Below are 25,837 nucleotides of genomic sequence, written 5' to 3'. Positions count from 1 at the left end.
ATGGCGGTGGTGCGGAGGGCCGATCACCGCCATGCCGGACGACGGACGCGGCTTGTAGTTCGGTGACGCCGGTCCGACAAACAAGGTCGAAATCAGCATTCAGTGATTGGGTGATCACGGTCGAGAACCGGCGCGTCCGCTATCTACGTGCGGACAGCGCGCGGACCGCGTCCTCGGCCTGGTCGACGAGGGCGGTTGTGCGGGTGGCACGTCCGAGATGCTGGACCCGCTCGTAGATGTCGAACGCCTCGTCCGCCTCGCCGGTGTCGGCGAGCGCCGCTGCGAGACGCAGGAGGTAGGGCCCGGTCCAGGCGGCGCCGCTCGACTCCGCCGGTAGCCCGGCCAGCCCACTCCGTAGCGATTCGATCGCGTTCGCATTCCACCCGAGCAGCCGGTAGGCGAGTCCGCGCTGCATGGCCAGATAGGCGGGCGAGTGGAAGTAGATCCACGGTGGCTCCCGGTCGGGTGCCTGCCTGGCCGTCTGGTTCAGTTCGACGGCCTGGTCGAGCAGATCGGAGACCTCGTTCGCCTCGCCGATCAGGGCGTGGCCACGGGCCTGCTGTTGTGTGGCGATGGCCCGCACGCCGGGACTTGCGGGTTGTCGGGCCGCTGCTGCCGAAAGGTCGATCACCGCGTTCGCGCGTCGCCCTGCCCAGGCCAGATGTCCTCGCATGCTGAGTACCGTGGCGATCATGTCCGGATTTCCGGCCTCCGTGCCCCACTCCAGCGCGACGCCGTACCACCGGCCGGCGAGTCGGCGTCTGTCGCTCGCGGCGTACAACCAGCCGCCAAACTGGGCCCACTGCGCGGCGACGTCGACGACCTGTGACCGGAGGGTACCGGCCGTCTCCGCAGCCAGTGCGCTCACCATGTCCAGTTGTGCCCGAATCGCCGGCAGTAGCGACGCGGCGCCAAGTGTGTCTTCGAGCCGGCGGTGCGCGGCAAGCGACTCGGCAAGCGCATCCAACGTCGCGGGGTCGACCGCGCGGGGATGCTCGGCGACGTAGGCCAATCTCTCCGGGTCGGCCGGCATGGGTGCCTGGTGCAGCATGCCGGAGAGAATGCCGTCGGCGTTCAGCACCGCATCGAGCCGGCCAGCCAGGTCGACGGTCGGCTGGCGTCGTCCCGTCTCCAGGTCGTGAAGGTGACCCCGGCTGGACAGGACAAGCGGGGCCACCTGCCGCAACGAAAATCCTGCCGCCATGCGAAGCCGGCGCAGCTCGGAACCGAATCGGCCATCCACGATCGGCGGCATGGCGACTCCTCGGCTCATGGGCGCGGCAGCAGCCCGCCCAGGCGCAGCGCGGCGGGTAGCCACTTCGGACGGTACACCGAAGTTCACCTCTCCGTGATGTCACCGCATTCGCGTCGTTCGTATGTCGCGCCTCTCGCCTTGATCCACTCCGTTCCGCCGTAACGGCGGTGTCCGAGGAGTGGTGATGGCACCACTTCGCCGAAGTGGCCGCCGGTGGCCGGGCCGGCTCCGACGGTGCCGCGCCGAATCGTTTACGCCATCAAGTTTGTAGGCGCCGGCGGGTGACCGGCCCGGCCGGCGATGACGGCCATAATCGTGTTGTAGCGCCGCCCACGGCGCCCGTACCGTGAACGGGCAACGTCAGCCGGGTCCACCAGGGAGCACACCGTGTCGCAGCAGAACCGCACCCGCGCCGAGCGGCCCGCGCCGCGCGCCGGTGCCCTGCGGCCCGAACCGGGCCCGGGCTGCCGGGAGTGGTGGTCGCAACCAGGGTGGTGGCGCGTCTAGCGCCGGCGCGACGATCTCGCGCGAACCGCCCGCCCCAGATCGGAGCCGGGCGGTTTTCCGTATCCGGGCACCGAGACACACTCGCGAGCAAGGAGACGACGATGGGTTTCACCCCGCTGGCCGGCACCCGGGCGCCGGTCCGGGTCTGGACCGACCCGTACACGATCGAGGCGCAGGCGGCCCGGCAGCTCCGCAACATCGGCGCGCTGCCCTGGGTGCAGGGCGTCGCGGTGATGCCGGACGTGCACTTCGGCAAGGGCGCGACCGTCGGCTCGGTCATCGCCATGCGGCAGGCCGTGTCGCCGGCCGCGGTGGGCGTCGACATCGGTTGCGGCATGTCCGCGGTGCGTACCTCGCTCACGTCCGCCGACCTGCCCGACGACCTCGGGCCGCTGCGGTCGGCGATCGAGGCAGCCATCCCGGTGGGCTTCGCGATGCGCGACGACGCGGTCGACCCGCGCCGGGTACGCGGGCTGGAGCAGGCCGGCTGGGACGAGTTCTGGCGGCGGTTCGGCACGCTCGACCGGAGGGTGGCGCAGCTCCAGACGCGGGCGCAGCGGCAGCTCGGCACGCTCGGCGGCGGCAACCACTTCATCGAGGTCTGCCTCGAACAGGGTGGCCCGGACGACGGTCGGGTCTGGTTGATGCTGCACTCCGGTTCCCGCAACATCGGCAAGGAGCTGGCCGAGCGGCACATGGCGGTGGCCCGTGGGCTGCCGCACAACACCGACCTGCCCGACCGTGATCTCGCGGTGTTCCTGGCCGGCACGCCGGAGATGGACGCCTACCGGCGGGACCTGTGGTGGGCGCAGGAGTACGCGCGGCGCAACCGGGCGGTCATGCTGGCCCTGCTCGGCCAGGTGGTCCGGGAGGCGTTCCCGCAGGTCGGTTACGACGAGCCGATCTCCTGCCACCACAACTACGTGGCCGAGGAGCGCTACGACGGGGTGGACGTGCTGGTGACCCGGAAGGGCGCGATCCGGGCCGGCGCGGGCGACCTGGGCATCATCCCGGGCTCGATGGGCACCGGCTCGTACATCGTGCGGGGTCGGGGGAACGTCGACGCGTACTGCTCGGCGTCGCACGGCGCGGGGCGGCGGATGTCGCGGGGGCAGGCGAAGCGCACGTACAGCACGGCTGACCTGGCCGCGCAGACGGCCGGCGTGGAGTGCCGCAAGGACGCCGGGGTGGTCGACGAGATCCCCGGCGCCTACAAGGACATCACCGAGGTGATGGCCCAGCAGGAGGACCTGGTCGAGGTGGTCGCCCACCTCAAGCAGGTGGTCTGCGTGAAGGGCTGAGGCAGGGCCGGCGTCGAGGGGGCGCCGGCCCTACCGGGCGGTCTCACCGGCCCTCCGCCTCGTCGGCCACCCATTCGAGGAGGTCACCAGGCTGGCAGTCGAGGACCCGGCACATGGCCTCCAGGGTGCTGAAGCGGACGGCTTTGGCGCGGCCGTTCTTCAGCACGGCGACGTTGGCCGGGGTGAGCCCGACGCGCTCGGCGAACTCACCGACGCTCATCTTGCGCTTGGCCAGCTCGACGTCGATGCGCACGACGATGGGCATCAGATCACCGCTTCCATGTCGGTGCGCAGCGTGGTGGCCTGCCGCAGCAGCGCGCGCATCACGACCATCAGCAGGCCGAGCACGCTGACGCCGGTGGTGAGCAGGAGGAGCAGCAGCGGCAGGCCGGGGTCGTCGGCGTTGAAGCCGACCCAGAGGAAGACGCCGACGAGCGTCGCCCAGGCGGCGGCGACGGCCCAGACGATGCCGTCGACCCAGGCCAGGGACGCCTCGGTGAAGATGCGGTCGGTGCGGACCAGGGTGAGCAGTTGCCAGGTGCACACGATCACCACCTGCACGCAGAGCACCCAGAACACCGTGACGGCGGTGGCGGGCCAGCGCAGGTACGCGTCGTCGGGGTTCTCCCGGGCCATGTGCGCGAACTGGCCGGGCAGCGACATGGTCTGGAACAGCAGCAGGATGCCGAACAGCAGGACGAGGAAGGCGCGGAGTGCCGTCACCGCGCGCTCGGTGGTAACCATGTATCGACTATCGCTCGCAAGTTATCGAAAGTCAATCGGTTCGGTGGGTGCGCGCTCAGCCGTACACCGGATGCTCGGCCTGGAACGCGAGCCGGCGGTCCGCGCCGGCGGCCAGGTCGGCGAGCACGTCGTCCAGGTCCAGGAAGGTCTGCCACGGCTCCTGCCCGGTGATGCCGGCGAGCCGGTCCACCACGAGCTGCTCCAGGTCGGTGACCCGGCGGCCCTTCCACACCTTGTCGGCGAGGCTGACCAGGAGGTCCTCCAACTGCACGCCGGGGGAGCGCCAGGCGGCGTGGGTGGCGGCGAAGCGGGCCCGCTCCTCGGGTACGCCGAAGCGCAGCAGCAACTGGTAGCCGGCCTCCTCGTGCGCGGAGCCGGGCCCGGTCAGCTCGCCCGGGTGCTCGACCTTGCCGAGGTCGTGCACGGCGGCGCCGAACAGCACCGCCTGCCGGTCGAACGGCACCGCGCCGAAGCGCTCGGCGAACGCGGCGGTGAGGTGCCAGGCGACGTCGTGCACCAGCCGCAGGTGCGCGCCGAGCCGGGGCGGCGCGTCCAGGGCGGCCAGCAGCTCGACCGCCACGCCGGGCAGCGGGAGCAGCGGCGGGTCGCCCGGCTCGGTCAGGGCCCGGTGCAGCGCGTCGGAGGTCACCGGGGCGAGGGTACCCGGCCGCGTGCGGCTCACCACCGGTGGTGACCGAGTGGCCGACGGTGAACGGTCCACTCATCCGATCCCGGCGCGATCGTCCGGTCAGGAGGGTGAAGCGACACCAATCACGGGGGAGACCGCATGACCGGAATGAATCGCCGTACCCTGCTGCGCGCCGCCACGCTGACCGCCGCCGCCGCGACCGGGCTGGCCGGCGGCCTCGTCGCCGCCGCCTCCGCCTCCGCGGCCACGTCCACCGCCGGCGTCAACGGCCCGTGGCTGGTGAGCGTCGGCTGGGGCGTGCTCCAGGTCGACCCGGGCCGCACCACCCCACGGGGGCTGCTCGACGACGGCAACCACGCCAAGGCGTCACCCGACGGCAGGTACGTGGCCTGGGTGAACACGGCCTGGTCGGGCGACGGCACGCTGCTGCCCTACGTGGCGGTGTACGACCGGGTCACCGGGCAGAAGCGCACGCTGCTCGCCGACCCGCCCGGCGTCCTCTACGGCGCGCCGACGTGGTCGCCGGACGGGACGGAGATCGCCCTGGTCACCGGGGCGCAGGAGGACACGCTGATCGCCGTCGACGTGGCCACCGGCACCACCCGCGTGCTGGCGCAGGGGCACTCCATGCGGGACCCGGACTGGTCCCGCGACGGCTCGATGATCGTCATGCAGTGGCGCAGCCGCTCCGAGGGCCTGCAACTGCGGGTGCTGGAGGTGGCGACCGGCACCGTACGGCGGCTCTACGCGCCGCAGGCGGGGGAGCGGATCAACAGCCCGGTGTTCACCCCCGACTCCGAGCGCGTGGTGTTCTGCACCACCCGCTGGTATCCGGAGCGGGAGACCCTGAACCAGTCGCTGGCGTCGGTGCGGCTCGGCGGCACCGGCCTGAAGCAGCTCACCGACGAACCGCGCTTCTACCTGTCGCCGGTGTTCTCGCCGGACGGGCGCTACTGCGCCGCGTTGTCCATCCCGCCGGAGAACGAATACCCCGACGGCGGCAACATCATCGTCTCCACCAGCGGCTTCGGCGAGCCGTGGTGGATCCCCGGCGACGAGTACGACGACAGCTCCCGGCTGGACTGGGCGCGGGCGATCTGACGTACCCCACCGACGCGGCGGCCGGACGACCGGCCGCCGCGTCGGCGTGCTCCCGGGGTGGTGTGCACGCCATCGGCGGTGGTGGTGCGAGGCTTGGGGCGGACGCCGCCGACGGGGCCGGCGACCGCCGGGGGAGGTGTGATGGCCGAGCCGCCGAGGGGGGCGTCCGCGCACCGCGCGCAGGCGCACGGCCGGCGCGCCAACCACCGCAGCTACCACGACGGCGCGCAGGTCGACGGGTACGTCGACGACCCGTACCACCGGGTGCGCCGGGCCGTCGCGGCCCGGCTGGTGGCCGACGGGGTGACCGGCGGCGGGCCGGTGCTGGAACTGGGCTGCGGGCCGCGCGCCATGCTCGACCCGGCCGCGCTGCCCGGCCCGCTCGTGCTCGCCGACATGGCCGAGACGGCGCTGGGCACGGCCCGCCGGGCGGCCGGCGGCCCGGCGCTGCCGGTCTGCCTGGACGCCACCCGCGGGCTGCCGTTCCGGGCGGGCAGCTTCGCCGGGCTGCTCGCCGGTGAGCTGATCGAGCACGTCTACGACCCGCTGGCGCTGCTGCGGGAGTGCCACCGCGTGCTGGCCCCGGACGGCCTGCTGGTGCTCACCACCCCGAACCTGGCCCCGGCGCAGGACCGGCTGGCGTTCCTCGCCGGGCGGGCGCCGCGCCAGGTCGACCCGCTGCACCCCTATCTGTGGCTGCACATCCGTCCGTTCACCGCGTCGTTGCTGCGGCGGGCGCTGCGCCGGGCCGGGTTCACCCCGCTGGCGATGCGCTCCAACGAGGTCGGCTGGCGGCTGCCGGGCGGGCGGTGGGTCTCCTCGCGGTGGCTGGCCCGGGCGGCCCCCGGGCTCGGCGGGTCGCTGATCTGCGCGGCCCGGCGATGCGCCGCCCCGCCACCGCCCGGAAACAGCGCGTGATGGCACATTGACAAAGGGCTATCATAAAGGCTCTGTCGTCGACCGGGGGATGTCATGGCGCGCCTGCTCGGTTGGGTCGTCAGCAGTCTCGACGCGTTCATCGGTCTGGTGCTGGCGGTCACGGTGGCCGTCCTCGGCCTGACCAACACGGTCGGCCAGGGCGTGGTCAACAGCGCCATCCTGCTGGTCCTCGCCCTGCTCGCGCAGGCGGTGCTGCGTGACCGGCTGCGCCGCCGCACCGCCGAGCAGGAGGTCCGTCAGGTCATCGTGGACACCCGGGAGCGGCTCACCGCCCTGGTGCCGCCGATGCGGGAGCTGACCGGCCCGGAGGGCACCCTGAGCCGGGCCCGGGAGGCGATCCACAGTTCCTCGATGGTGCGGGTGCTGCACGGCAGCGAGGTCGGCGAGGCGCTCGACGAGGCGCGTCAGCACACCGACAGGTGGGACTTCAAGGGCGGCACCGGCACCTACCTCCGCGCGGTCACGCTGCCGGAGTGCGTGAAGCACGCCCGCCGCCGCAACGCCACCCTCACCCTCGCCGTCGAGATCATCGACCCGACCGACGAGGAGGTCTGCGAGCGGTACGCGCGGTTCCGGCGCAGCCTGGAGTCGGACGAGTCGACGACACCGGCCGAGCCGTGGACGGTCGACCGCACCCGCAAGGAGTCGTACGCGACGGTGCTCGCCGCCTGCTGGCACCTGCAACGGTCCGGCCTGCTCACGGTCGACATCCGGCTCTCCGCGCAGATGACCACGTTCCGCTACGACCTCTCGTCCTCCTGCGTGGTCATCACCCAGGAGAACCCGCAGACGCCGGCGCTGCGCATCGACCGCGGCGAGGTCTACTACAACCGGTTCAACATCGAGCTGGACTACAGCCGCCGGCAGAGCCGGCGGGTGCCGGTCGAGTCGGCCAGCCAGGTCAGGCTCGACGACGAGCCGTCGGTCGAGCAGGTCCGCCGGCTGTTCGCCGCGCTCGGGCTGACGCTGCCCCGGTCGTTCGGCGACCGGGAGGTGGCCGACGTCGTGCGCAAGGCCCTCCAGGCGAGGAACCCGTACGCATGACCAGCTACGCCGAACTGGCACGGGAGATCGACCGGGGCACCCGGCCGGAGGTGCTGCGTGGCTGGGTGCTGGAGGTGCTCGGCGACGTCGCCGACGGGCGACGGCCGCTGCGCGCGGTCCGGCACCCGCTCGGCTTCACCTGCCTGCCGGTGGAGCGCGACGGCCCGGACGGGATCTGCGTGCACGCCTGGCCGGCCGAGCCGCCGCCGGTGCGTCCCACCACCTCGGCCGTGCACTCGCACAGTTGGGACCTGCTCAGCCACGTGCTGCACGGCTCGGTCCGCAACGAGCTGATCGACGTCACCGACGCCCCCGCCGACGCCGCCTGGCGGGTCTACGAGGTGCACAGCCTCGGCGAGGTGGACGAGGTCGCGGCCACCGACCGGCTGGTCACCGCCACCACCGCGACCGTGGAGACGCACTCCGCCGGCGCCTCGTACGCGCTGCGCGCCGGCGGGTTCCACACCTCGGAGGTCACCCCCGGCGCGCCGGCGGTGACCGTGGCGCTCGGCCGGACCACTCCCGGCGCGTGCGACCTGAGCCTCGGCGCGGTGGACGGGCGCAGCCACCGCGTACGCCGGGACCGCTGCGACCCGGCGGAGACCGCGCGGATGGCGCGGCAGATCGCGCGACTGGTGGCACGGGGCTGACTGGCTGGAGGAGCCATGGACATGGAGCCGAACAGAGGCGGGCCCGACCTGCGCGACGCGCACCGGTTCGCGGTGCAGGCGGCCCGGGCGGCCGGCCGACTGCTGCGCCGGGGCATCGGCGGGGAGGTGCACGCCCGGGCCAAGGACGACTCCGGTGACCTGGTCACCGACCTCGACCTGGCCGCCGAGCGGCTCATCGTCGACCGGATCCGGGCCCGCTGGCCGGCACACGGGGTGATCGCCGAGGAGGGCGGCGAGTACGCGCCGGACACCGCCTGGGCGTGGCTCGTGGACCCGCTCGACGGCACCAACAACGTGGCGATCGGGCTGCCGGCCTACGTGGTGGGCATCGCCCTGTGCGAGCACGGTTCGCCGGTGCTCGGCGTGGTGCACGACCCGGTCGCCGGCCGGACCTGGTCCGCGGTGCGCGGCCGGGGCGCGTTCGTGCACGGTTCCGACGCGGTGGGTCGACCGCTGCGCGCCGCGCGCCGGGAGGTGCCGGCCGCGCCGGTGCTGGCCTGGACCCAGGGGCACGGGGTACGCCGGGACGACAGCACCGCCCGGGCGTTGAAGGTCGTCCTCGACAGCACCGCCCGCCGGGTGCTGCAACTGTGGGCGCCGCTGCTGTCCTGGGTGATGCTGGCCCGCGGCGACATCGACGGCATCGTCGGCTACCACCCCGAGGCGGTCGACCTGCCGGCCGGGATGCTGCTGGCCGCCGAGGCCGGGATGGCGGTGCGCGCGCTCGACGGCGGCACGTTCGACGACAAGTACGGCAGCCCGGCGGACCGGCGCAGTTTCGTGGCCGGGCCGCCGGAGACGATCGACCGGCTGGTCAAGCTGGTCACCGCGGCGCAGTGGATCGAGCCGCAGGTGCGTCGCCTCACCCCGATCAGTCTCGGCTCGGTCGGCTGGTGAGCTGACCGCCCGGCCGGGGCAGCCGCTCGGCCAGAAAGTCCGCCCAGGTCCGGACGCCCCGGGTCGCGCCCGGCCGGGCCAGGTTCGCCCCGTCGCGGTAGGCCCGTCCGGCCCTGCCGGGCAGGCGCACCGGCAGCCGCAGCCGGCGCCGCCCGGTCGCCGCCAGATAGCCGGCCAGCAGGTCGCCGAAGCCGTGCGTGGCCGGCCCGGCCAGGTCGGGCACCAGCCCGGCCGGCGCGCCGAGCGTCAGCTCCACCAGCCGTGTCGCCACCTCGGCGGCGTCGACGGGTTGCAGGCGCAGGCCGCCGGGGACCGGCACCACCGGCAGTTTCGCCATCGTGGGACCGCCCGCGCCCGGCACAGAGGCGTGCTCACCGGCGCGCGGGAGGTGGCCGCGCAGGCCCCCACGTTCGGCCGGCTCTTCCCGTTCGCCCGCCCGGTGCTCGTCAACGGCGCCGCCGGGGTGCTGGTCAGCGCCGGCGGCCGGACGCTGTCGGTGATGGCGTTCACGGTCACCGGCGGGCGGATCGCCGCCGTGGACGTGATCGCCGACCCGCATCGACTGGCCGCGCTCGGCCGCAGCGACTGAGCCGTCGGCCACGGGCCGTCCCGTCGCCCTGTCAGGGCACGACGACCAGGTTGGCCATGTCCACGACGGGCCGGAAGCCGAGCCGGGCGTAGAGCCGGTTCGAGGTCGGGTTCGCCTGGTCGGTGAAGAGGCACACCCGGGCGCCCTCGGCGCACAGCCGGCGGCTGACCTCGGCGACCGCGTTGCCGGCCCACCCGCGCCCACGGTGCTCCGGCGGCGTGTAGACCGGGCCCACCCGGGCGACGCCGAACGCCGGCGGGTTCGCGGCGGTGAGGTGCACCGGCCGGCCCGCCTCGTCGGTCCAGAACCAGATCCGGCCGCCGCGGATCCGGCGCAGCAACTCGTCCCGGTCGGGCGTCTCGTGGGCGCTGGCGCCGCGCGGGCGTCCCGCCTGCTCGTCGGCGTCGGCCATGAACGCGTCGAACCAGGCGGCGACCAGGTCCACGTCGTCCGCGCCGGCCACCGCCAGCGCGCCCGGCACCGGTGTCGGCGGCACCAGCGTGTCCAGCTCGTGCAGCCGGGTGTGCTGGGCGACCTCGACCCGCCCGCCGCTCAGGCGCGCCACCTCGGTGGCGCAGTCGCGGGCCGCCGGCAGCGCACCGTTGACCGCCGACACCATTTCGCCGCGCTCGTGCCAGGCCCGGGCCAGCGCGACCGCGGCTTCCGCCGGCATCGGCAGCAGGAACGGCGGGCGCGGCGGGAACGGCGCGGCGCGCATGCCCGCGCCGACCACCGCTCCGGAGGCGTCCCGCACCACCAGCCACCAGTCGTCCTCCGGCAGCGCGACGCCGTCGGCCCTGCGGGCCGCCATCCGATGCGCGACGGAGGCGACCACGGTGTTGGCCACCGGATCGGCGGCGAGATGCGCACCGGCGGCGTCGAGGAACTCAGCGGGGTCGGCGTGAAAGTGCAGGGTGGCGGTCATGCGGGCACGCTAGTCGGCGACGGTCGCCCGCCGTAGCGGTTTACGTCGCTGAACAGCAACCGTGGAAGGCTGAGTCGCAATCCGGGCTGTGGCCATCGCCATCACCCAACGACGCGCAGATTCACGGAAAGCGTGGCTATCCGGGCCCGAACAGCCACGCTTTCCGAGAATCTGTCGGACCCGGGTGGGGTGCGGGGCTCAGGCGGTCAGCTCGGCGAACCAACGGCGGCCCGCCTTGTGCAGGTCCCGCACGGTGAGCCCGGCCGCGGCGGCCGGCCCGTGCACCGCCCGGGTGTCCAGCCGCGCCCAACCGAAGCTGGGCCCGCGCCGCCGGCCGGACACCACGTGCGCCTCGCCCTGCCAGGCGCCGCTGCCGGGCGGGTCCAACTCCACCAACACCGCGCCGTCCGGGCACAGCAGCTCCCGGCACCGGCGCAGCAACCGGGCCGGGTCGCCACCGATGCCGATGTTGCCGTCCAGCAGCACCACGTGCCGCCACCGGCCCTCCGCGGGCAGCGGCCCGAACAGGTCGGCCCGCACCGCGACCGCGCCCCGGGCCCGGGTCAACGCCACCGCCCGGGCGCAGACGTCCACCCCGACGGTGGTGACGCCGGCCCGGGTCAACGCCGCCGCGACCCGGCCCGGCCCGCAACCCAGGTCCAGCGTCGGGCCGTGGCAGCGGGCCACCACCGCGCCGGTCGCCGCCTCCGCCGGCCCGTGCCACCGCTCCACCGGCAGCCGCCGGCGGACCCCGTCGGCGTGCACCAGCCAGTGCACACCGGCCCGCCGCCGCAGCGCGTCGCCGAAACCGTCCAGGGCTCGCAAGCCCGGTTCGCTCCTCGCGCTCGCGGGGCCGGTGTCTGTTCGCGACTGCGGGGCTCGCAACCCCGGCTCGCTCCTCGCGCTCGCGGGGTCCGTCTGCGTTCGCGACTGCGGGGCTCGCAACCCCGGCTCGCTCCTCGCGCTCACCGGGCACCGCCGCCGGCGAGCACCCTCGGCCGCACCGCGGCCACCGTGCGGGCGAACCGGCCGCCGGGCGCGGACCGGGCCACCGCCAGCGCGTCGGCCCACTCGTCCACGTCGCGCAGCGTGGGGAGGGCACCCACCCGCAGGCCGTCGCCGACAAGCGCCGCCCAGGTGAGCCGACAGGTGTCGGCGGTGGACATCGGCACGCCACGCAGCGCCGCCGCCCGCCGGGGGTCACGCAGGCCCAGGCCCCACCAACCACCGTCCGCGGCCGGGCCCAGCACCGCGTCCACGCCGGGCACCGCCAACCGGTGTACGGCCTCAGCCAGCCGCGCCGGCGTCACCTGCGGCGTGTCCATGCCGATCTGCACCACCGGCCGCCCCGGGTAGGCGTCGGCCACGTCGGCGTGCGCGTACGCCAGCCGGTCGGCCAGGCCGTCGCCCCGCTGCGCCAGCACCGTCCAGCCCGTGACGGCGGCGGCCAGGCCGGGACCGTCCTCGCCGTCGGCGAAGCGCCCGGCCAGCGCCAGCACCGGCACCACCCCCTCGGTGGCGGCCACCGCGTCCACCGTGTCACGCAGCGCGGCGGCGGCGACCCGGGCCGCCTGCGTCGGCGTGGCCGGCGGGCAGAGCCGGGTCTTCACCGCGCCCGGCACCGGGGCCTTCGCCACCACCAGCAGCACGGTCACCGGGGGCCGTCCACACTGCGCAGCACCGCGAGGAAGTCGCGGGTGGCCCGCACCGTGCCGCGTACCGAGCCGGACACCTTGGACTTCGTGCCGGCGGCGCGCGGGGCGTAGCGTACGTCCCGCTCGTGGATCCGCCAGCCCGCCGCCGCGGCCCGGATCATCAGCTCCAGGGGATAGCCGAACGCCCGGTCGGTGACTCCGAGCCCCAGCAGCGCCTCGCGTCGGGCGACCCGGATCGGGCTGAGGTCGCGCAGCGGCACCCCGCGTTGCCGCAGCAGTGCGGCGACGAGCGCGGTGCCGGCCCGCGCGTGCCACGGCCAGGCCCCGGCGGACACCGGCCGGCGGCGGCCCACCGCCAGGTCGGCCGTGCCGGCGGCCACCGGGTCGACGAGCGCCGGCAGCTCACCCGGGTCGAACGAGCCGTCCGCGTCCAGCACGCAGACCAGCTCGGTCTCGGCGTGCGTCAACCCGGTGTGCACGGCCGCGCCGTAGCCGCGCCGGGGCTCGCGTACCACCCGGGCGCCGTGCCGGGCCGCCACCTCCGGCGAGCCGTCCCGGGAGCCGTTGTCCACCACGATGGCCCGGTAGCCCGGCGGCAGCGCGGTCAACACCCCGGGAAGGGCGGCGGCCTCGTCCAGGCACGGCAGCACCACGTCGATCTGTGTCCGCATGCCGTCGACGCTAGGCCGGCAGCCGCCCGGCCGAGCCCCGATCGTGCTTACGGAACCCTTACCGACCAGGTATTTCTTACCATCTCGTGACGGGCCTGCGATTGCCGTCCCGGCCGGCGCCGACGGGCCGTACCGTCCGGTCGTCATGAGATCCGCACCCACGCTTCGCCGCGCCCCCGCCCCGGACCGCACCGGTTCCCCGCACCGGGGCGACCTGGCCGCGGTCGCCGTCGAGGTGGCGCTGCTCGCCGCCGCCGTCGTGGTCGGGCTGGTGCTCAACCGGCGCGGCGTCGGCCTGCACGCCGACACCGCGCCGCTGTACGCCACCTGGCGGCCACACGTCGGCTGGGGTACGCCGCTCGCGGTGCTCGTCGCGCTGACCGTGCTCGGGCCGGGGCTGCGCTGGGCGCGTACCGCCCGATGGGGGCCGCTGCTGGCCGCCGGCTGGCTGGCGGCGGTGGCCTGGACGGTGGCGCTGGCCCTGGTGGACGGGTGGACCGTCGGGCTGGCCCGGCGGTTGACGCCGCAGGCAGAATACCTGCACGAGGTGCCCGGGGTGACCGACATCCCTCGGATGCTGGCCGGGTTCACCGACCGGATCCTCGACTTCCAGCCCGACTCCTGGTCCACCCACACCGCCGGGCACCCGCCCGGCGCGCTGCTGGTCTTCGTCTGGCTCGACCGGGTCGGGCTCGGCGGTGGCGCCGCCGCCGCGCTCTGCTGCGTGCTGGTCGGCGCGACGGTCGCGGTCACCGTGCCGGTCACGCTGCGCGCGCTGGGTGCCGCCGACGCGGCCCGGGCGGTGCTGCCGTTCCTGGTGCTGCTGCCCGGGGCGGTGTGGCTGGGCGCCTCCGCCGACGCGGTGTTCACCGGCGTGGTCGCCGCCGGGCTGGCCCTGCTGGCGGTACGGGGACCGTTCGCCGCGCTGGCCGGCGGGCTGTTGCTCGGCTTCGCGCTGCACCTGTCGTACGGGTTCGTGCTGGTCGGCGTGCTGGCGGCAACCGTGCTGGCGCTGCGGCCGGACCGCCGCCGGGTCGCCCTGCTCGCCGCCGCTGCCGGCGTCGCGGCGGTCACGGCGCTTTTCGTGCTCGGCGGTTTCCGCTGGTGGGAGGGGTACGAGCGGGTCGTCGAGCGCTACTACCAGGGTTGGGCGGCCGACCGCCCGTACGCCTACTGGGTCTGGGCGAACCTGGCCGCGCTGCTGCTCTCCGCCGGGCCGGTGCTCGGGCCGGCGCTGCGCCGCACCGCGCTCGCCGCCCGAGCCACCTGGCGCGCCGCCGTCGGGCCCGGAGCTGTCGGGGACGCAGCCGTCGGGCAGACCGCTGCGGGGCATACCACCGTCGGGCTGGTGGGGCCGGGCGCCGTGGAGGCGGCGCCGAATGTCGGTCGCCTCCAGGGCTCCGCGGGCGACGTGCCGACATCCGTCGGCTGGTCGGCTTGGATCCTCCGGGTGCGGCGGTTGGTCGCGCTCGGGCCGACGGTGCTGCTGCCCGCCGCCGCCGCGCTTGTGGTGGCCGCCGCCGACCTGTCGGGGATGAGCAAGGCCGAGGTGGAGCGGATCTGGCTGCCGTTCGTGGTCTGGCTGCTCGTCGCTGCCGCGCACCTGCCCCCGTCGGCCCGCCGCTGGTGGCTGGCCGCCCAGGCGCTGACCGCCCTGCTCGTCAACCACCTGCTCCTCACGGTCTCCTGACGCCGCCCGTGGCGTGTCTCCCCGGAGGCGTCGACGAGCGTACTTCGCCAATCATGAAGTTGTGGTGCGCGTGCTGTCGAAGGTGCCACAAGCTCACAGATCGGCGCGTGAGGTCGCGCGCCGGGACACACCGTGACGCACCCTTGGCGTTCCACTCGCGGGCGGGATGGGCCGCGACTGGAACGCCATGGGTGTCTCCGGCGCCCTGACACACCCTTGGCGTTCCACTCGCGGGCGGCATGGAGCGCGAGTGGAACGCCAGAGGTGTCTTCTGGCCAGGGCTTGCCCATCGGATGGCGGCGGCACGATGCGAGAGAACAGGTCCACCATCAGTATCCAGCCGAGCCGAGCCGAGCCGAGCGAGGTGGTCAGGCGGGTTGAGGGGAGAAGGTGGCGGGGGAGCGGAGGGGATCCGTGGCGAAGGCGGTGACTCCCTCGGTGAAGGTGACCCGCGCGGTGTAGCCGAGCAGTTCCCGGGCACGTGCCGGGTCGGCCACCACGTGCCGGACATCGGCCGCCCGCGCGCCGCCGGCGACCACCGGCTCCGGGCCGTCCATCGCCCGGGCCAGCGCCGTCGCCAGGTCGCCGACGGTGTGCGGCTCGCCGGAGCAGACGTTCACCGGCACCAGGCCCTCGGGCGGCGGCGCGGTCAGCGCCAGCAGGTTCGCCCGCGCCACGTCCGTGACGTGCACGAAGTCCCGGCGCTGCCGGCCGTCCTCCAGCACCGTGGGGGCCCGGCCGGCGGCGAGCGCGGACCGGAACAGCGAGGCCACCCCGGCGTACGGGGTGTCGCGGGGCATCCGGGGGCCGTAGACGTTGTGGTAGCGCAGCGCCCACACCCCGCAGCCGGTCTGCCGGGCCCACGCCGCGGCGTAGTGCTCCTGGGCGAGCTTGCTCGCCGCGTACGTGCTGCGCGGCTCCAGCGGCGCGTCCTCGGGCACCAGCGCCGGGGCGAGCGTGCCGCCGCAGTCGGGGCAGGTCGGGTCGTACCGGCCGGCGGTCAGGTCGGCGGCGCGGCGCGGGGCGGGCCGGACCACGCCGTGCCGGGCGCAGGTGTAGCGGCCCTCGCCGTAGACCACCATCGAACTGGCCAGGACCAGCCGGCGTACCCCGGCCCGGTGCATGGCGGCCAGCAACACCGCCGTGCCGAGGTCGTTGTGCGCGGCGTAGTCGGGCGCGTCGGACGGATCGAGCCCGTGCCCGACCATGGCCGCCTGGTGGCAGACCGCGTCCACGCCGGACAGCAGCCGGTCGAGCAGCGCGCCGTCGCGCACGTCCCCGACCACCGGGTCGTGCCGTCGGGACCACTCCGGCAGTGTCCCGCCGTGCGCCTGCGGCAGCAGGGCGTCCACGCAGACCGGCTCGTGGCCCTCGGCCGCCAGCAGGTCGGCGATCTGCGATCCGATGAACCCGGCCGCGCCGGTGACCAGTACCCGCATACCGGCCCACGCTAGGGCACCCGGGCCGGGTCGGAGGCCGGTTCCGGCAGGACGTCAGCGGTCCGTAAGGGACGGCGGCGGTAAGGCTTCGGTAATGCGGCAAACGCCGTCGCCGGCCGCCGATGGCGTCTAGCGTCCCATCCCGTGACCACCACCGACGCCCCATCCCCAGACGAGCCGGGGTACGCCGCGCCGGCCCGGTTCTGGCGGGCCCTGGACCGGAGCCGTCCGCCCGGGGTCGACACGGTCGACCGGGCCTGGCGCAGCCCGGTACGCGGGCCGTGGCTGACCTCCGTGCTGGGTGCCGTGCTGCTGGCCACCCTGCCGCTGGTGGTGGTCACCGGGCTGCTCGACTGGATCGCCTACGGTCCCCGTTTCGACCAGGCGTTCCCCCGGGACGTGGGCTGGCTGCACCCGCCGGTGTTCGACTGGCCGACCCGCCCGGCCTGGCTGTTCCGGGTCACCCAGGGGCTGCACGTGACGCTCGGCATCGTGCTGGTGCCGGTGGTGCTGGCGAAGCTCTGGTCGGTGGTGCCGAAACTGTTCGCCTGGCCGCCGGCCCGCTCGGCGGCACAGGTGCTGGAGCGGCTGTCGTTGCTGCTGCTGGTCGGCGGCATCCTGTTCCAGAGCGCGACCGGCCTGCTCAACGTCCAGTACGCGTACCTGTTCGGCTTCGACTTCTACACCGCCCACTGGTACGGCGCGTGGGTCTTCACGGTGGCGCTCGTGGTCCACGTGGCGATCAAGCTGCCCCGGATGGTGACCGCGTTGCGCGGGCCGGGCTTCGCGCGTACCCCGGTGGAACGGACCCGGCCCGAGCCGGCGGATCCGGACGGCCTGGTGGCGCGCGAGCCCGGGCCGGCGACGATGAGCCGCCGGGGGGTGCTGGCGCTGGCCGGGGGCGGCGCGTTGCTGCTCGCCGCGCTGACCGTGGGGCAGAGCGTGGACGCGCTGCGGCGTACCGCGTTGCTGTTACCCCGGGGCCGGCGGGCCGACGACGGGCCGACCGGCTTCCCGGTCAACCGCACCGCCGCCGCGGCTGGCGTCACGGCCGACCGGGTCGGGCCGGGCTGGCGGCTGGCGCTGCGCGCCGGCGCCCGCACGGTCACGCTGGACCGGGCCGGACTGCTCGCGCTGCCCCAGCACACCGCCACGCTGCCGATCGCGTGCGTGGAGGGCTGGTCCACGTCGCAGACCTGGACCGGGGTACGCCTGCGCGACCTCGCCGCGCTCGTCGACGCCGCCGATGCCGGCGCGGCGCGGGTCCGGTCGCTGGAGCGCGGCGGGCTGTTCAGCCGGGCCACCCTGCACGGCGGCCAGGTGTCCGACCCGGACGCGCTGCTGGCGCTGCGGGTCAACGGCGTGGACCTGAGCCCCGACCACGGCTTTCCGGCGCGGGTCGTGGTGCCCGCGCTGCCCGGCGTGCACTGCACCAAGTGGGTGGAGGAGATCGTGTTCGATGGTTGAGTTCCGGCGGGCGTACGGCGCGGCGGCCTGGCACCTGCTGCTCCTGGTGGGCTGCTTCGCGGTGACCGGGTGGATCGCGCTGCGGCTGGCCGGCGAGCCGACCGCCGGCCGGATGCTGCTCTGGTTCCTCGGCGCGGTGGTCGCCCACGACCTGGTGCTCTTCCCCGTGTACGCGGCTCTCGACCGGACGCTGCGCCGCGCCGGCCCGTCGCTGCGCAACCACGTCCGGGTGCCGGCGTACCTGTCGGCGTTGCTGTTCGGGGTCTACCTGCCGACCGTGCTGGGCCTCGGCGACGGCACGTACGCGGCGGCCACCGGCCTGTCGCCCCGCCCCCTGCTCGGCCGCTGGCTGGCGGTCACCGCCGTGCTGTTCGCCGCGAGCGCGGCGCACTACGCCGCCCGCCGCCGCCTGCGCCGCCGCTGACGCGCGCCGGCCGTGCGGGCGCTTTCCGGGGCGGCGCTCAGGCGCCCGGGCCGACCAGCAGGGCGAGCACCGTGCCGGCGGTGGCGAGGGCGGCAAGCGCGGCGCTCGTCGCCACGAACCGGCCCAGCGGCACCGCCACGCCGGCGGCCCGGCACCGCTCGTACCAGATCAGCGTGGCCAGCGACGCCCACGGCGTGGCCAGCGGGCCGACGTTCGTGCCGACAAGCAGCGCCAGCAGTTGGGTGTGCCGGTCGGCGGCGATCACCGCCTCGCCGGCCAGGTACGCGGGCAGGTTGTTCACCACGTTGCTGAACAGCGCGCCGACGGCGCCCGCCCGCAGCGCCCCCTCCGCTCCCGGGTCGGTGCCGATCAGCGCGCCCATCACGTGGTCCAGGCCGTGCCGCCCGATGGTCTGCACCACCAGGAACAGCCCGGTCACGAACACCAGCAGCCGCCACGGCACCAGCGCCGGGCGCAGCCGGTGCCGGGCCCGCACCGCGAAACCGGCCACCAGGATCGCGGCGGCCACCCCGGAGGCGACGCCGATCGCCACGCCGGCCAGCACCCCGGCGACGAACAGCAGGCAGGCGACGAGCGCGGTGCGGAAGACGACCCGGTCCGGCGGCTGGTAGGGCGGCGGCGGGACGAACGGGTCGGCGTCGGCGCGCGCCGGCCGCCAGTACCACCACCACAGCAGCAACATGGTGACGGCGATGGCGACCAGTTGCGGCCACCACATCCGCGCCGCCCACGGCAGCGGGTCCAGGCCGATCCGGTTGCTGGCCAGGATGTTCGTCAGGTTGGACACCGGCAGCAGCAGGCTCGCCGTGTTGGCCAGCCACACCGTGGTCATGGCCAGCGGCGTCGGCGGCACGTTGAGCGTCCGGGCCAGGGCGATCATCACCGGCGTGAGCAGCACCGCCGTGGTGTCCAGGTTGAGCGCGACGGTGGTCACGGACGCGACGACGACGCAGAGCCAGAACAGCGCCCGGAAGCTGCCCCGCGCGGTGATCGCCACCCGGGCGGCGAGCGCGTCGAACACGCCCGCGATCGCGGTCAGCTCGGCCAGCACCACCACCGTGCCGAGGAAGATCAGGATGGGGCCGATCCGGCGCATCGTGGCCTCGGCGTCGGCGCGCGGCAGCAGCCCGGTGAGGACGCAGAGCACGCCGGCCACGGCCAGCCCGATCGCGATCCAGTCCAACGGGTGCAGCCGCCGGCGGGGCCGGTCCGGCGCGGCGGACGGCGGGTCGCCGACGGTCTCCACGAACGACGATCCTCGCACATCCGGACCGGCCCGGCCGGCCCGCCGTGACCACCGCGCCCGAGCTGCCGTGGGTGTCGATCTGTTGACCGTCGGTGGTCATAATGACCACGTGGCTGTAGGCGCGCACCCCACCCGGTCCGACCGGCCGATCGACTTCTTCATCAGCTACTCGCCCGCCGACGAGCGCTGGGCGACATGGCTGGCCTGGGAGTTCGAGGAGGCGGGCTACCGCACCCTGCTCCAGGCGTGGGACTTCGTCGCCGGCACCAACTTCATCGACTTCATGGACCGGGGGGTCCGCGAGGCCGAGGTGGTGGTGGCGGTGCTGTCCGAACGCTACCTGCACTCGACGTACGGCAAGCTGGAGTGGCAGGCGGCGCTGCGCGCCGACCCGGACGGCACCGGCAACAAGCTCGTCACGGTGCGGGTGGAAGACTGCCCGATCGACGGCCTGCTCGCCACCATCACCTACGTCGACCTGGTCGGGGTGGACGACCCGGCGCGGGCCCGCGCCCGGGTGCTGGACCGGATCCGGGAGGCGCTCGACGGCCGGGCCAAACCGATGCGGCAGCCGGTGTTCCCGCGCCACCTCGACGACCCCGCCGGCGTGCTCGCCGCGCCCGTCGCCGGCGCGCCCGCGCAGCGCCGGCCACGGCGTACCCCGATCAACCCGCCGCCGTTCCCGCCGGCCGCGGTGGCGCCGCCGACCGCCCGCGACACCATCACCGTGCTCCAGGTGGGCGGGCCGCGGTTCGGCCGTGGCGTCATCTCCCCGGGCGCCCCGGTCACCCCCGGTGAGGTGCAGGAACAGGTGATGGGTGACCTGACGCTGCTGATGAACGACGGGGTGCCCCGGCCGGACCTGCTGGTGGTGGGCGGCAACCTGACCGAGTCGGGCAGCGCGCGGGAGTTCTCCGACGCGCTGAGCTTTCTCACCGGGCTGCGGGTGCTGCTCGGCCTGGAGCCGCACCGTCTGGTCGTGGTGCCCGGCCCGCGCGACGTGACGATGGCCGCCTGCCGGGCCTACTTCGCCACCTGCGAGGCCGACGACGTCGACCCGCAGCCGCCCTACTGGCCCAAGTGGCGGCACTACGCGCGGCTCTTCGACGACCTCTACCAGGGCCTCGACGACCGGATCTTCGACAGCGAGCAGCCCTGGACGCTGTTCGCGGTGCCCGACCTGCGGGTGGTGGTGGCCGGGTTGAACTCCACCATCGCCATCACCCACCGCGAGGAGGACCGGTACGGCTTCCTCGGCGAGGCGCAGTCCACCTGGTTCGCCCAGCGGCTGCGGCACTACCAGCAGTCCGGCTGGCTGCGGCTGGGCGCGATGGCGCACGCCCCCGGCCCCCGCAGCCCGTACGCCGACGAGGTCCCGCCGGACCGGGTGTCGCTGCGCGACCGCGGCTCGGTCAACCGGCTGGTCGGCCCGATGCTCAACCTGCTGCTCTCCGACGCCGCGCCGACCGGGCGGGCCGACCCGGTGGTGCCGCTGGTCGCCGCCCCGCGCGACGGCCGGGCCCAGGTGCTGCGGCTCGGCGCGGACGGGATGACGCGCTGGGTGCTCGGCCGCGACGACCGCCGGGACGCCGGCGAGTCGACCGCGCTGGGATGGCCCCGGGCCGAGGCGACGTTCGGCGCGTCCGGCCCGGCCCAGGTGCCCGACCCGCGGCGTCCGGCCACCGGGGAGGGCCCGACCCAGGGCGAGGCCGCCCCGGCGGTGGTGCCCGCGACCCCGGTCGAGCGGCTGCTCGACCGGCTCGCCGAGGTGTGCGAGGCCCGCTACGACCGGGTGCTGGTGCGCCGGGTCGACGCCGACCCGCCGCACCTCTACGTCAGCTACCGCTCCGACGGCGTGGTCCGGCAGCAGCGGGTCGGCGCGCACGTGGGCACGCCCGCGCCGGCCGACGTGGACCGGTTCGCCCGCCGGGTGCACGCCACCGACCCGGACATTCCCTCGGAGCTGGTCTACGACGGCGACCGGGTGCCGCGCGGGCTGGCCGAGGAGGCGCAGCGGCGCGGCGTCCGGGTGCTGCACCTGACCGAGTTCCAGGGCCTGCTCGACCTGCGCGACTACGTCGCCGCGCAGACCGCCCGGCTCCAGGCCGACCGGCTCTACCCGCCGGGCCAGTACGTGCCGCAGCGCTACCGCCACCTGGTCGGCGCCGACCAGCGGGTCCGCGACGACGTGGTGGACGAGCTGCTGGAGACCGTCTCCGCGCCGGACGGCCGGTTCGTGCTCGTGCTCGGCGACTTCGGCCGGGGCAAGACGTTCGCGTTGCGCGAGGTGGCGCGCCGGCTGCCCACCGCCGCGCCGGACCTGATCCCGATCCTGGTCGAGCTGCGCGCGCTGGACAAGGCGCACTCCGTCGACGGTCTGGTCGCCGCGCACCTGGCCAACCACGGCGAGCAGGTGATCGACCTGAAGGCGTTCCGCTACATGCTGCGCCAGGGTCGCATCGTGTTGCTCTTCGACGGCTTCGACGAGCTGGTGGCCCGGGTGACCTACGACCGGGCGGCCGACCACCTGGAGACGCTGTTGCAGGCGGCCGAGGGCGCCGCGAAGATCGTGGTGAGCAGCCGGACCCAGCATTTCAAGACCAACTCGCAGGTGTTGACCGCGTTGGGCGAGCGGGTCGGCCTGCTGCCGCACCGCCGGGTGCTCGCGGTGGAGGACTTCACCCCGGGCCAGATCGAGGCGTTCCTGCGTAACCGCTACGACGGCGACGAGGCGGCGGCCCGGGAGCGGATGAGCCTGCTCGCCGGCGTGAACGACCTGCTCGGGCTCTCCCGCAACCCGCGCATGCTCGGGTTCATCGCCAACCTGGACGAGGGACGGTTGGCCGCGGTGGCCGGTGCCGGGGGCACGTTCAGCGCCGCCACGCTCTACCGGGAGATCCTCGCCGCCTGGCTGGACTTCGAGGAACGGCGCACCCAGGGCATCCCGGGCGCGCCGGTGAACCTGCGGCGGCCCGAGCTGTGGCAGGCGGTCAGCCGGCTGGCGTTCCAGCTCTGGGAGAGCGGCGAGTCCTACCTGCGGCTGGCCGAGCTGACCGAGGCCGCCGGCCAGCTCGCCGGGCGGGCCGAGTCCCGGCTGTCCGGGCCGCAGGCCGCGCACGCGGTGGGCGCCGGCAGCCTGCTGGTCCGCACCGACGACGGGCTGTTCGGGTTCATCCACACCTCGGTGATGGAGTGGCTGGTCGCCGACGGCGTCGCGGACCAGCTCAACCGGGGGGAGGAGCCGACCGCGCTCGCGGTGCGGTCGCTGTCCGCGCTGGCCGTGGAGTTCCTCGGTGACCTCGCCGACCCGGCCCGCTGCGCCGCGTGGGCGGCCCGCGTGCTCGCCGACGAGTCGGCCGGCGAGACGCTGCGCGCCAACGCGATGCGGCTCTCCGCCCGGCTGCGCCTGCCCGACCGGGCCGACCTGCGCGGCGCGGTGCTGCGCGGCGAGGACCTGTCCCACCGGGAGCTGGCCGGGGCCGACCTGACCGGCGCCGACCTGACCGACGCCCGGCTGATGGCCACGAACCTGACCGAGGCCCGGCTGGCGCACGCCCGGCTGCGGGGCGCGCGGCTCGACCAGGCCCGCCTCGCCGGGGCGGACCTGCGCGACGCGGACCTGGCCGGCGCCCGGCTGTTCCGGGCCGACCTGCGCGGGGCGCGGATCACCGGCAGCAGTTGGCACCGGACGGCGTTGATCGACGTCAACGCCGACGCGGCGTTGCTGCGCGCCCCGGAGCTGCGCGGCGCCGTCGTCGCGCCGGGCCGGCCGGTGACGCCGGGCCTGGCCCCGCCCGCGGTGGGCGTCGGGTACGGCTTCGAGGTGGGCCGACTGCCGGTGCCGGTCGCCTACAGCCCCGACGGCGCGGTGCTGGCGGTCGGCAACGACGACGGTGGGGTGCTGCTCTGCGACACGGCCACCGGGCTGGCGGTGCGCACCCTGTCCGGGCACCGGTCCCGGGTCTACGCGGTCCGCTACGACGCCGCCTCGCACCAGCTCGTCACCGGCGCGGCGGACCTCACCGTACGGCTGTGGGACGCCGACCACGGCGACGTGCGGCACGTCATCGAGGACGTCTTCACCGGCTGGGTGTGGCCGCTGCTCACCGACGGGCGCCGGGGCCGGCTGGTGGTGGGTGACGCGGCCGGCGTGGTCCGGCTCTACGACACCCGCACCGCGCGGCTGCGTCACACGTGGCGGGGGCACGCGGCGCCGATCTGGGGCACCTCGTTCAGCCCCGACGGCCGGCGGGTCGTGGTGGCGGACAGCGCCGGCACGGTCCGCGGCTGGGACATCCACACCGGCCGGGTGGCGTTCGAGGTGCGCGAGCCGGAGGTGGTCTACCGGGTGGTGCACTCGCCGGACGGCCGGCTGCTGGCCGCCGTCGGGCAGCACGGGCGGGTCTGGATCCGCCGGGCCACCGACGGCGAGCTGCTGCGCCAGCCCCGCGGCCACGAGGCCGACGTGTACGCCCTCGACATCAGTCCGGACGGCACGCTGATGGCCACCGGCGACACGCACGGCGCGCTGCGGCTGTGGGAGACGGAGACCGGCCGCCCGGTGCGGCTGCTCGGCCGGCAGCGCGGAGCCATCTACAGCGTCCGGTTCAACGGCGACGGCAGCCTGCTCGCCACCTCCGCGAGCGACGGCGCGATCCAGCTCTGGGACACCGACGACGGTCAGGTGCGGCACGAGCTGACCCGGCACCGCGGCTCGGTCTGGCCGGTGGTGTGGCGGCCGGACCAGGCGCAGGTGGCGACCAGCAGCAACGACGGCACCACCCGGTTGTGGGACGTGCGCACCGGGCAGCTCCAGCAGACGCTGCGCGGGCACGGGCGGCGGGTCACCGCGCTCTCCTTCCGCGACGACGGGGAGGTGCTGGCGGCCTGCGGCAACGACGGGGTGATTCGGCTCTGGGAGCCGCGCACCGGCCGCCTGCTGCGGCGGCTCGCCACCCCGGCCGACCGCCTGCTCTCGGTGGTCTTCTGCCCGGACGAGCCGATGGTGGCCACGCCCAGCGGCGACGGCGGCGTGCACCTGTGGAACACCGACACCGGCGCCGACGAGCGGGAACTCAACGTGGACACCGACCACGTCTGGGCGGTCGCGTTCAGCCCGGACGGTGACGCGCTCGCGACCGCGAACGACGACGACACCGTACGCCTGTGGTATCGCCGCACCGGCCGGCTCTTCGCCACGCTCGCCCCGCACCGGGGCCGGGTGCGCACGGTGGCGTTCAGCCCCGACGGCGAGACCATCGCGACCGGCGGCGACGACCAGGCGGTACGCCTGTGGGACGCGGCCACCGCCACCTGCCGGCGGACCCTGGAGCACCACACCGACCGGGTCTACTCGGTCGGCTTCAACGTCGACGGGACGCTGCTGGCCAGCGCCGGGAACGACGGCACGGCGGTGATCTGGGACGCGCGCACCGGCGAGCGGCGCACCGTGCTCACCGCGCACGTCGGGCGGCTCTGGTCGTGCGCGTTCAGCCCGGACGGCAACCTGCTCGCCACCGCCGGGGACGACCTGGTGATCCGGCTGTGGGATCCGGGCACCGGCCGGCTGCACGGCAGCCTGGCCGCGCACACCCGGCGGGTTTGGTCGGTGCACTTCAGCCCGGACAGCAGCCTGCTCGCCAGCGCCGGCGACGACGGCACGGTCCGGCTGTGGGACGTGGCGGACCCGGAGCACGCCCAGTTGCGGACCACGCTCATCGGCCTGCCGGACGGCTGGGCCGCGGTGAGTCCCGACGGCCGGTACAAGCTGGACGGCGATTCGGGCGGCCAGTTCTGGCACGTCATCGGCACCTGCCGCTTCGAGGTCGGCGAGCTGGACCCCTACCTCACGCACGTCCGCCGCCTACCCGTCGACGCCCCCTTCTGATCGCGGCGTCGCCGGTCCTGGTCGGCCCGCCTCGGTGGCTTGATCCACTCCACTTCGGCGTAGTGGTGTGGTCCGAGCGCGTCCGATACCGCCACCTCACCGAGCTGGTGGCGATGTCCGCCCGCCGGCCGGTCCCGTCCAGCGAATCTCGCCGTCGTGCCATACACCCGTCGGGGCCAGGCCGCACGCGCCGGCCACCGCCGCCGACGCGCGGTGGTCGGGATGGATGTGGGCCACGAGGGTACGCACACCGCGCCGCCCCAACCAGCCGACCATCCCGCGTGCGGCCTCGGTGGCGATGCCGTGCCCCTGCCAGGGTGTGCCCACCACCCAGGCGATCTCGGCGACCGGCCCGTCGCCGACCGGCTCCGCGTCGTCGAGGTGCCGGTGCCCGACCGCCCGCGCGCCCGCCGTCGCCTGGTGCCGGGGTGGACCGTCGGGTTCGGAGACGGTGGCCTGGACGGTGCCGGCCAGCCTCCCGTCCTCGCGGAGCTGGATGACCCAGTTGCACCACGTCTCCGCCGGGTCGGGGGAGCCGGCGACGAGCCGCTCGTAGCGGGCCCGCAACGACGCCGGATCGGCGGGACTGCCGCCGATGAAGGTGTGCAGCGCCGGATCGGCGAGCACGGCGGCCATCTCCTCGGCGTGCGCGACGCCCAGCGGCAGCAGCACCAGCCGGTCGGTGGGGATGGGCTCCGGCGCGAACCCGCTCACC

At 75.0% G+C, this 25,837-nt stretch carries 23 protein-coding genes; 11 read left to right on the top strand and 12 right to left on the bottom strand.

Annotation, left to right across the window (positions count from 1 at the left end; translation table 11 throughout):
- Positions 1 to 139: 139 nt before the first annotated feature.
- A complete protein-coding gene (locus O7619_RS19590) occupies positions 140 to 1,255 on the bottom strand; it encodes a helix-turn-helix transcriptional regulator (RefSeq protein WP_282282542.1) in 1,116 nt (371 codons plus the stop codon).
- A 608-nt stretch (positions 1,256 to 1,863) separates the two neighbouring features.
- Between O7619_RS19590 and O7619_RS19585 the strand changes: the two genes are divergently transcribed.
- Positions 1,864 to 3,063: an RtcB family protein gene (locus tag O7619_RS19585; protein ID WP_282282541.1), complete on the top strand. Its 1,200-nt coding sequence runs from the start codon at positions 1,864 to 1,866 to the stop codon at positions 3,061 to 3,063.
- A 43-nt stretch (positions 3,064 to 3,106) separates the two neighbouring features.
- Here O7619_RS19585 and O7619_RS19580 read toward each other — a convergent pair whose 3' ends face one another.
- From O7619_RS19580 to O7619_RS19570, 3 genes are read right to left on the bottom strand one after another with little or no spacing between them, the layout of a single operon-like run.
- Positions 3,107 to 3,328 carry a helix-turn-helix transcriptional regulator gene (locus O7619_RS19580; RefSeq protein WP_282282539.1) on the bottom strand — a complete coding sequence of 74 codons (222 nt, stop codon included), beginning with the start codon at positions 3,326 to 3,328 and terminating at the stop codon, positions 3,107 to 3,109.
- Positions 3,328 to 3,807, bottom strand: a complete 480-nt coding sequence (locus tag O7619_RS19575; RefSeq protein WP_282282538.1) for a DUF2975 domain-containing protein — start codon at positions 3,805 to 3,807, stop codon at positions 3,328 to 3,330. Before O7619_RS19575 ends, O7619_RS19580 begins: the two co-directional genes overlap by 1 nt.
- Before the next feature lie 55 nt (positions 3,808 to 3,862).
- Positions 3,863 to 4,456 carry an HD domain-containing protein gene (locus O7619_RS19570; protein ID WP_282282537.1) on the bottom strand — a complete coding sequence of 198 codons (594 nt, stop codon included), beginning with the start codon at positions 4,454 to 4,456 and terminating at the stop codon, positions 3,863 to 3,865.
- A gap of 138 nt (positions 4,457 to 4,594) precedes the next feature.
- Between O7619_RS19570 and O7619_RS19565 the strand changes: the two genes are divergently transcribed.
- The 5 genes from O7619_RS19565 (at position 4,595) to O7619_RS19545 (ending at position 9,108) form a co-directional block, all read left to right on the top strand.
- A complete protein-coding gene (locus O7619_RS19565) occupies positions 4,595 to 5,557 on the top strand; it encodes a hypothetical protein (protein WP_282282536.1) in 963 nt (320 codons plus the stop codon).
- A gap of 141 nt (positions 5,558 to 5,698) precedes the next feature.
- A complete protein-coding gene (locus O7619_RS19560) occupies positions 5,699 to 6,475 on the top strand; it encodes a class I SAM-dependent methyltransferase (protein WP_282282535.1) in 777 nt (258 codons plus the stop codon).
- Between the two features lie 54 nt (positions 6,476 to 6,529).
- Positions 6,530 to 7,540, top strand: a complete 1,011-nt coding sequence (locus O7619_RS19555; RefSeq protein ID WP_282282532.1) for a hypothetical protein — start codon at positions 6,530 to 6,532, stop codon at positions 7,538 to 7,540.
- Positions 7,537 to 8,190, top strand: coding sequence for a hypothetical protein (locus tag O7619_RS19550; RefSeq protein WP_282282531.1), 654 nt, complete (start codon positions 7,537 to 7,539; stop codon positions 8,188 to 8,190). The genes O7619_RS19555 and O7619_RS19550 overlap by 4 nt, the downstream gene beginning before the upstream one ends.
- Before the next feature lie 21 nt (positions 8,191 to 8,211).
- Entirely contained in the window at positions 8,212 to 9,108 is an 897-nt protein-coding gene (locus O7619_RS19545; protein ID WP_282282530.1) for an inositol monophosphatase family protein, read from the top strand.
- Here O7619_RS19545 and O7619_RS19540 read toward each other — a convergent pair.
- Positions 9,083 to 9,445: a hypothetical protein gene (locus O7619_RS19540; RefSeq protein WP_282282529.1), complete on the bottom strand. Its 363-nt coding sequence runs from the start codon at positions 9,443 to 9,445 to the stop codon at positions 9,083 to 9,085. The genes O7619_RS19545 and O7619_RS19540 overlap by 26 nt on opposite strands.
- 30 nt (positions 9,446 to 9,475) lie before the next feature.
- Between O7619_RS19540 and O7619_RS19535 the strand changes: the two genes are divergently transcribed.
- Positions 9,476 to 9,697 carry a hypothetical protein gene (locus O7619_RS19535; protein WP_282282528.1) on the top strand — a complete coding sequence of 74 codons (222 nt, stop codon included), beginning with the start codon at positions 9,476 to 9,478 and terminating at the stop codon, positions 9,695 to 9,697.
- Positions 9,698 to 9,728: 31 nt separating this feature from the next.
- Here O7619_RS19535 and O7619_RS19530 read toward each other — a convergent pair whose 3' ends face one another.
- The 4 genes from O7619_RS19530 to O7619_RS19515 all read right to left on the bottom strand — a co-directional run bounded on the left by O7619_RS19530 (position 9,729) and on the right by O7619_RS19515 (position 12,948).
- On the bottom strand, positions 9,729 to 10,622 hold the full coding sequence (locus O7619_RS19530) for a GNAT family N-acetyltransferase (RefSeq protein WP_282282527.1): 894 nt from the start codon (positions 10,620 to 10,622) through the stop codon (positions 9,729 to 9,731).
- 198 nt (positions 10,623 to 10,820) lie between these two features.
- Entirely contained in the window at positions 10,821 to 11,417 is a 597-nt protein-coding gene (locus O7619_RS19525) for a methyltransferase domain-containing protein (RefSeq protein WP_348774382.1), read from the bottom strand.
- 170 nt (positions 11,418 to 11,587) lie between these two features.
- Positions 11,588 to 12,277: a DUF2064 domain-containing protein gene (locus O7619_RS19520; RefSeq protein ID WP_282282525.1), complete on the bottom strand. Its 690-nt coding sequence runs from the start codon at positions 12,275 to 12,277 to the stop codon at positions 11,588 to 11,590.
- Positions 12,274 to 12,948 (bottom strand): glycosyltransferase family 2 protein, encoded by a 675-nt coding sequence (locus O7619_RS19515; protein ID WP_282282524.1) that lies wholly within the window; start codon positions 12,946 to 12,948, stop codon positions 12,274 to 12,276. Before O7619_RS19515 ends, O7619_RS19520 begins: the two co-directional genes overlap by 4 nt.
- 145 nt (positions 12,949 to 13,093) lie before the next feature.
- Between O7619_RS19515 and O7619_RS19510 the strand changes: the two genes are divergently transcribed.
- Positions 13,094 to 14,638, top strand: a complete 1,545-nt coding sequence (locus O7619_RS19510; RefSeq protein WP_282282522.1) for a hypothetical protein — start codon at positions 13,094 to 13,096, stop codon at positions 14,636 to 14,638.
- Between the two features lie 368 nt (positions 14,639 to 15,006).
- On the opposite strand, the gene O7619_RS19505 is transcribed toward O7619_RS19510, so the two are convergent.
- Positions 15,007 to 16,077: an NAD-dependent epimerase/dehydratase family protein gene (locus O7619_RS19505; RefSeq protein ID WP_282282518.1), complete on the bottom strand. Its 1,071-nt coding sequence runs from the start codon at positions 16,075 to 16,077 to the stop codon at positions 15,007 to 15,009.
- Between the two features lie 144 nt (positions 16,078 to 16,221).
- Here O7619_RS19505 and O7619_RS19500 point away from each other — a divergent pair, with 144 nt between their 5' ends.
- Together O7619_RS19500 and O7619_RS19495 are read left to right on the top strand one after the other, a co-directional pair.
- Positions 16,222 to 17,544: a molybdopterin-dependent oxidoreductase gene (locus O7619_RS19500; RefSeq protein WP_282282517.1), complete on the top strand. Its 1,323-nt coding sequence runs from the start codon at positions 16,222 to 16,224 to the stop codon at positions 17,542 to 17,544.
- A complete protein-coding gene (locus O7619_RS19495; protein WP_282282515.1) occupies positions 17,537 to 17,968 on the top strand; it encodes a hypothetical protein in 432 nt (143 codons plus the stop codon). Before O7619_RS19500 ends, O7619_RS19495 begins: the two co-directional genes overlap by 8 nt.
- Before the next feature lie 37 nt (positions 17,969 to 18,005).
- Here O7619_RS19495 and O7619_RS19490 read toward each other — a convergent pair whose 3' ends face one another.
- Positions 18,006 to 19,235, bottom strand: a complete 1,230-nt coding sequence (locus tag O7619_RS19490) for an SLC13 family permease (RefSeq protein WP_282282513.1) — start codon at positions 19,233 to 19,235, stop codon at positions 18,006 to 18,008.
- A gap of 109 nt (positions 19,236 to 19,344) precedes the next feature.
- On the opposite strand from O7619_RS19490, the gene O7619_RS19485 reads away from it, so the two are divergent.
- The gene (locus tag O7619_RS19485; protein ID WP_282282512.1) at positions 19,345 to 25,122 is read left to right on the top strand and encodes a TIR domain-containing protein; all 5,778 of its coding nucleotides are present in this window, start codon (positions 19,345 to 19,347) and stop codon (positions 25,120 to 25,122) included.
- Between the two features lie 96 nt (positions 25,123 to 25,218).
- On the opposite strand, the gene O7619_RS19480 is transcribed toward O7619_RS19485, so the two are convergent.
- Complete coding sequence (locus tag O7619_RS19480; RefSeq protein WP_282282511.1) at positions 25,219 to 25,836, bottom strand: GNAT family N-acetyltransferase; 618 nt, start codon at positions 25,834 to 25,836, stop codon at positions 25,219 to 25,221.
- Position 25,837: the final 1 nt, after the last annotated feature.

Origin of the sequence: Micromonospora sp. WMMD998, from assembly GCF_029581235.1 — a bacterium.
Lineage (GTDB): Bacteria > Actinomycetota > Actinomycetes > Mycobacteriales > Micromonosporaceae > Micromonospora.
The sequence above is the reverse complement of the archived record's forward strand: the minus strand, read 5'-3'. Positions and strand labels throughout refer to the sequence as shown.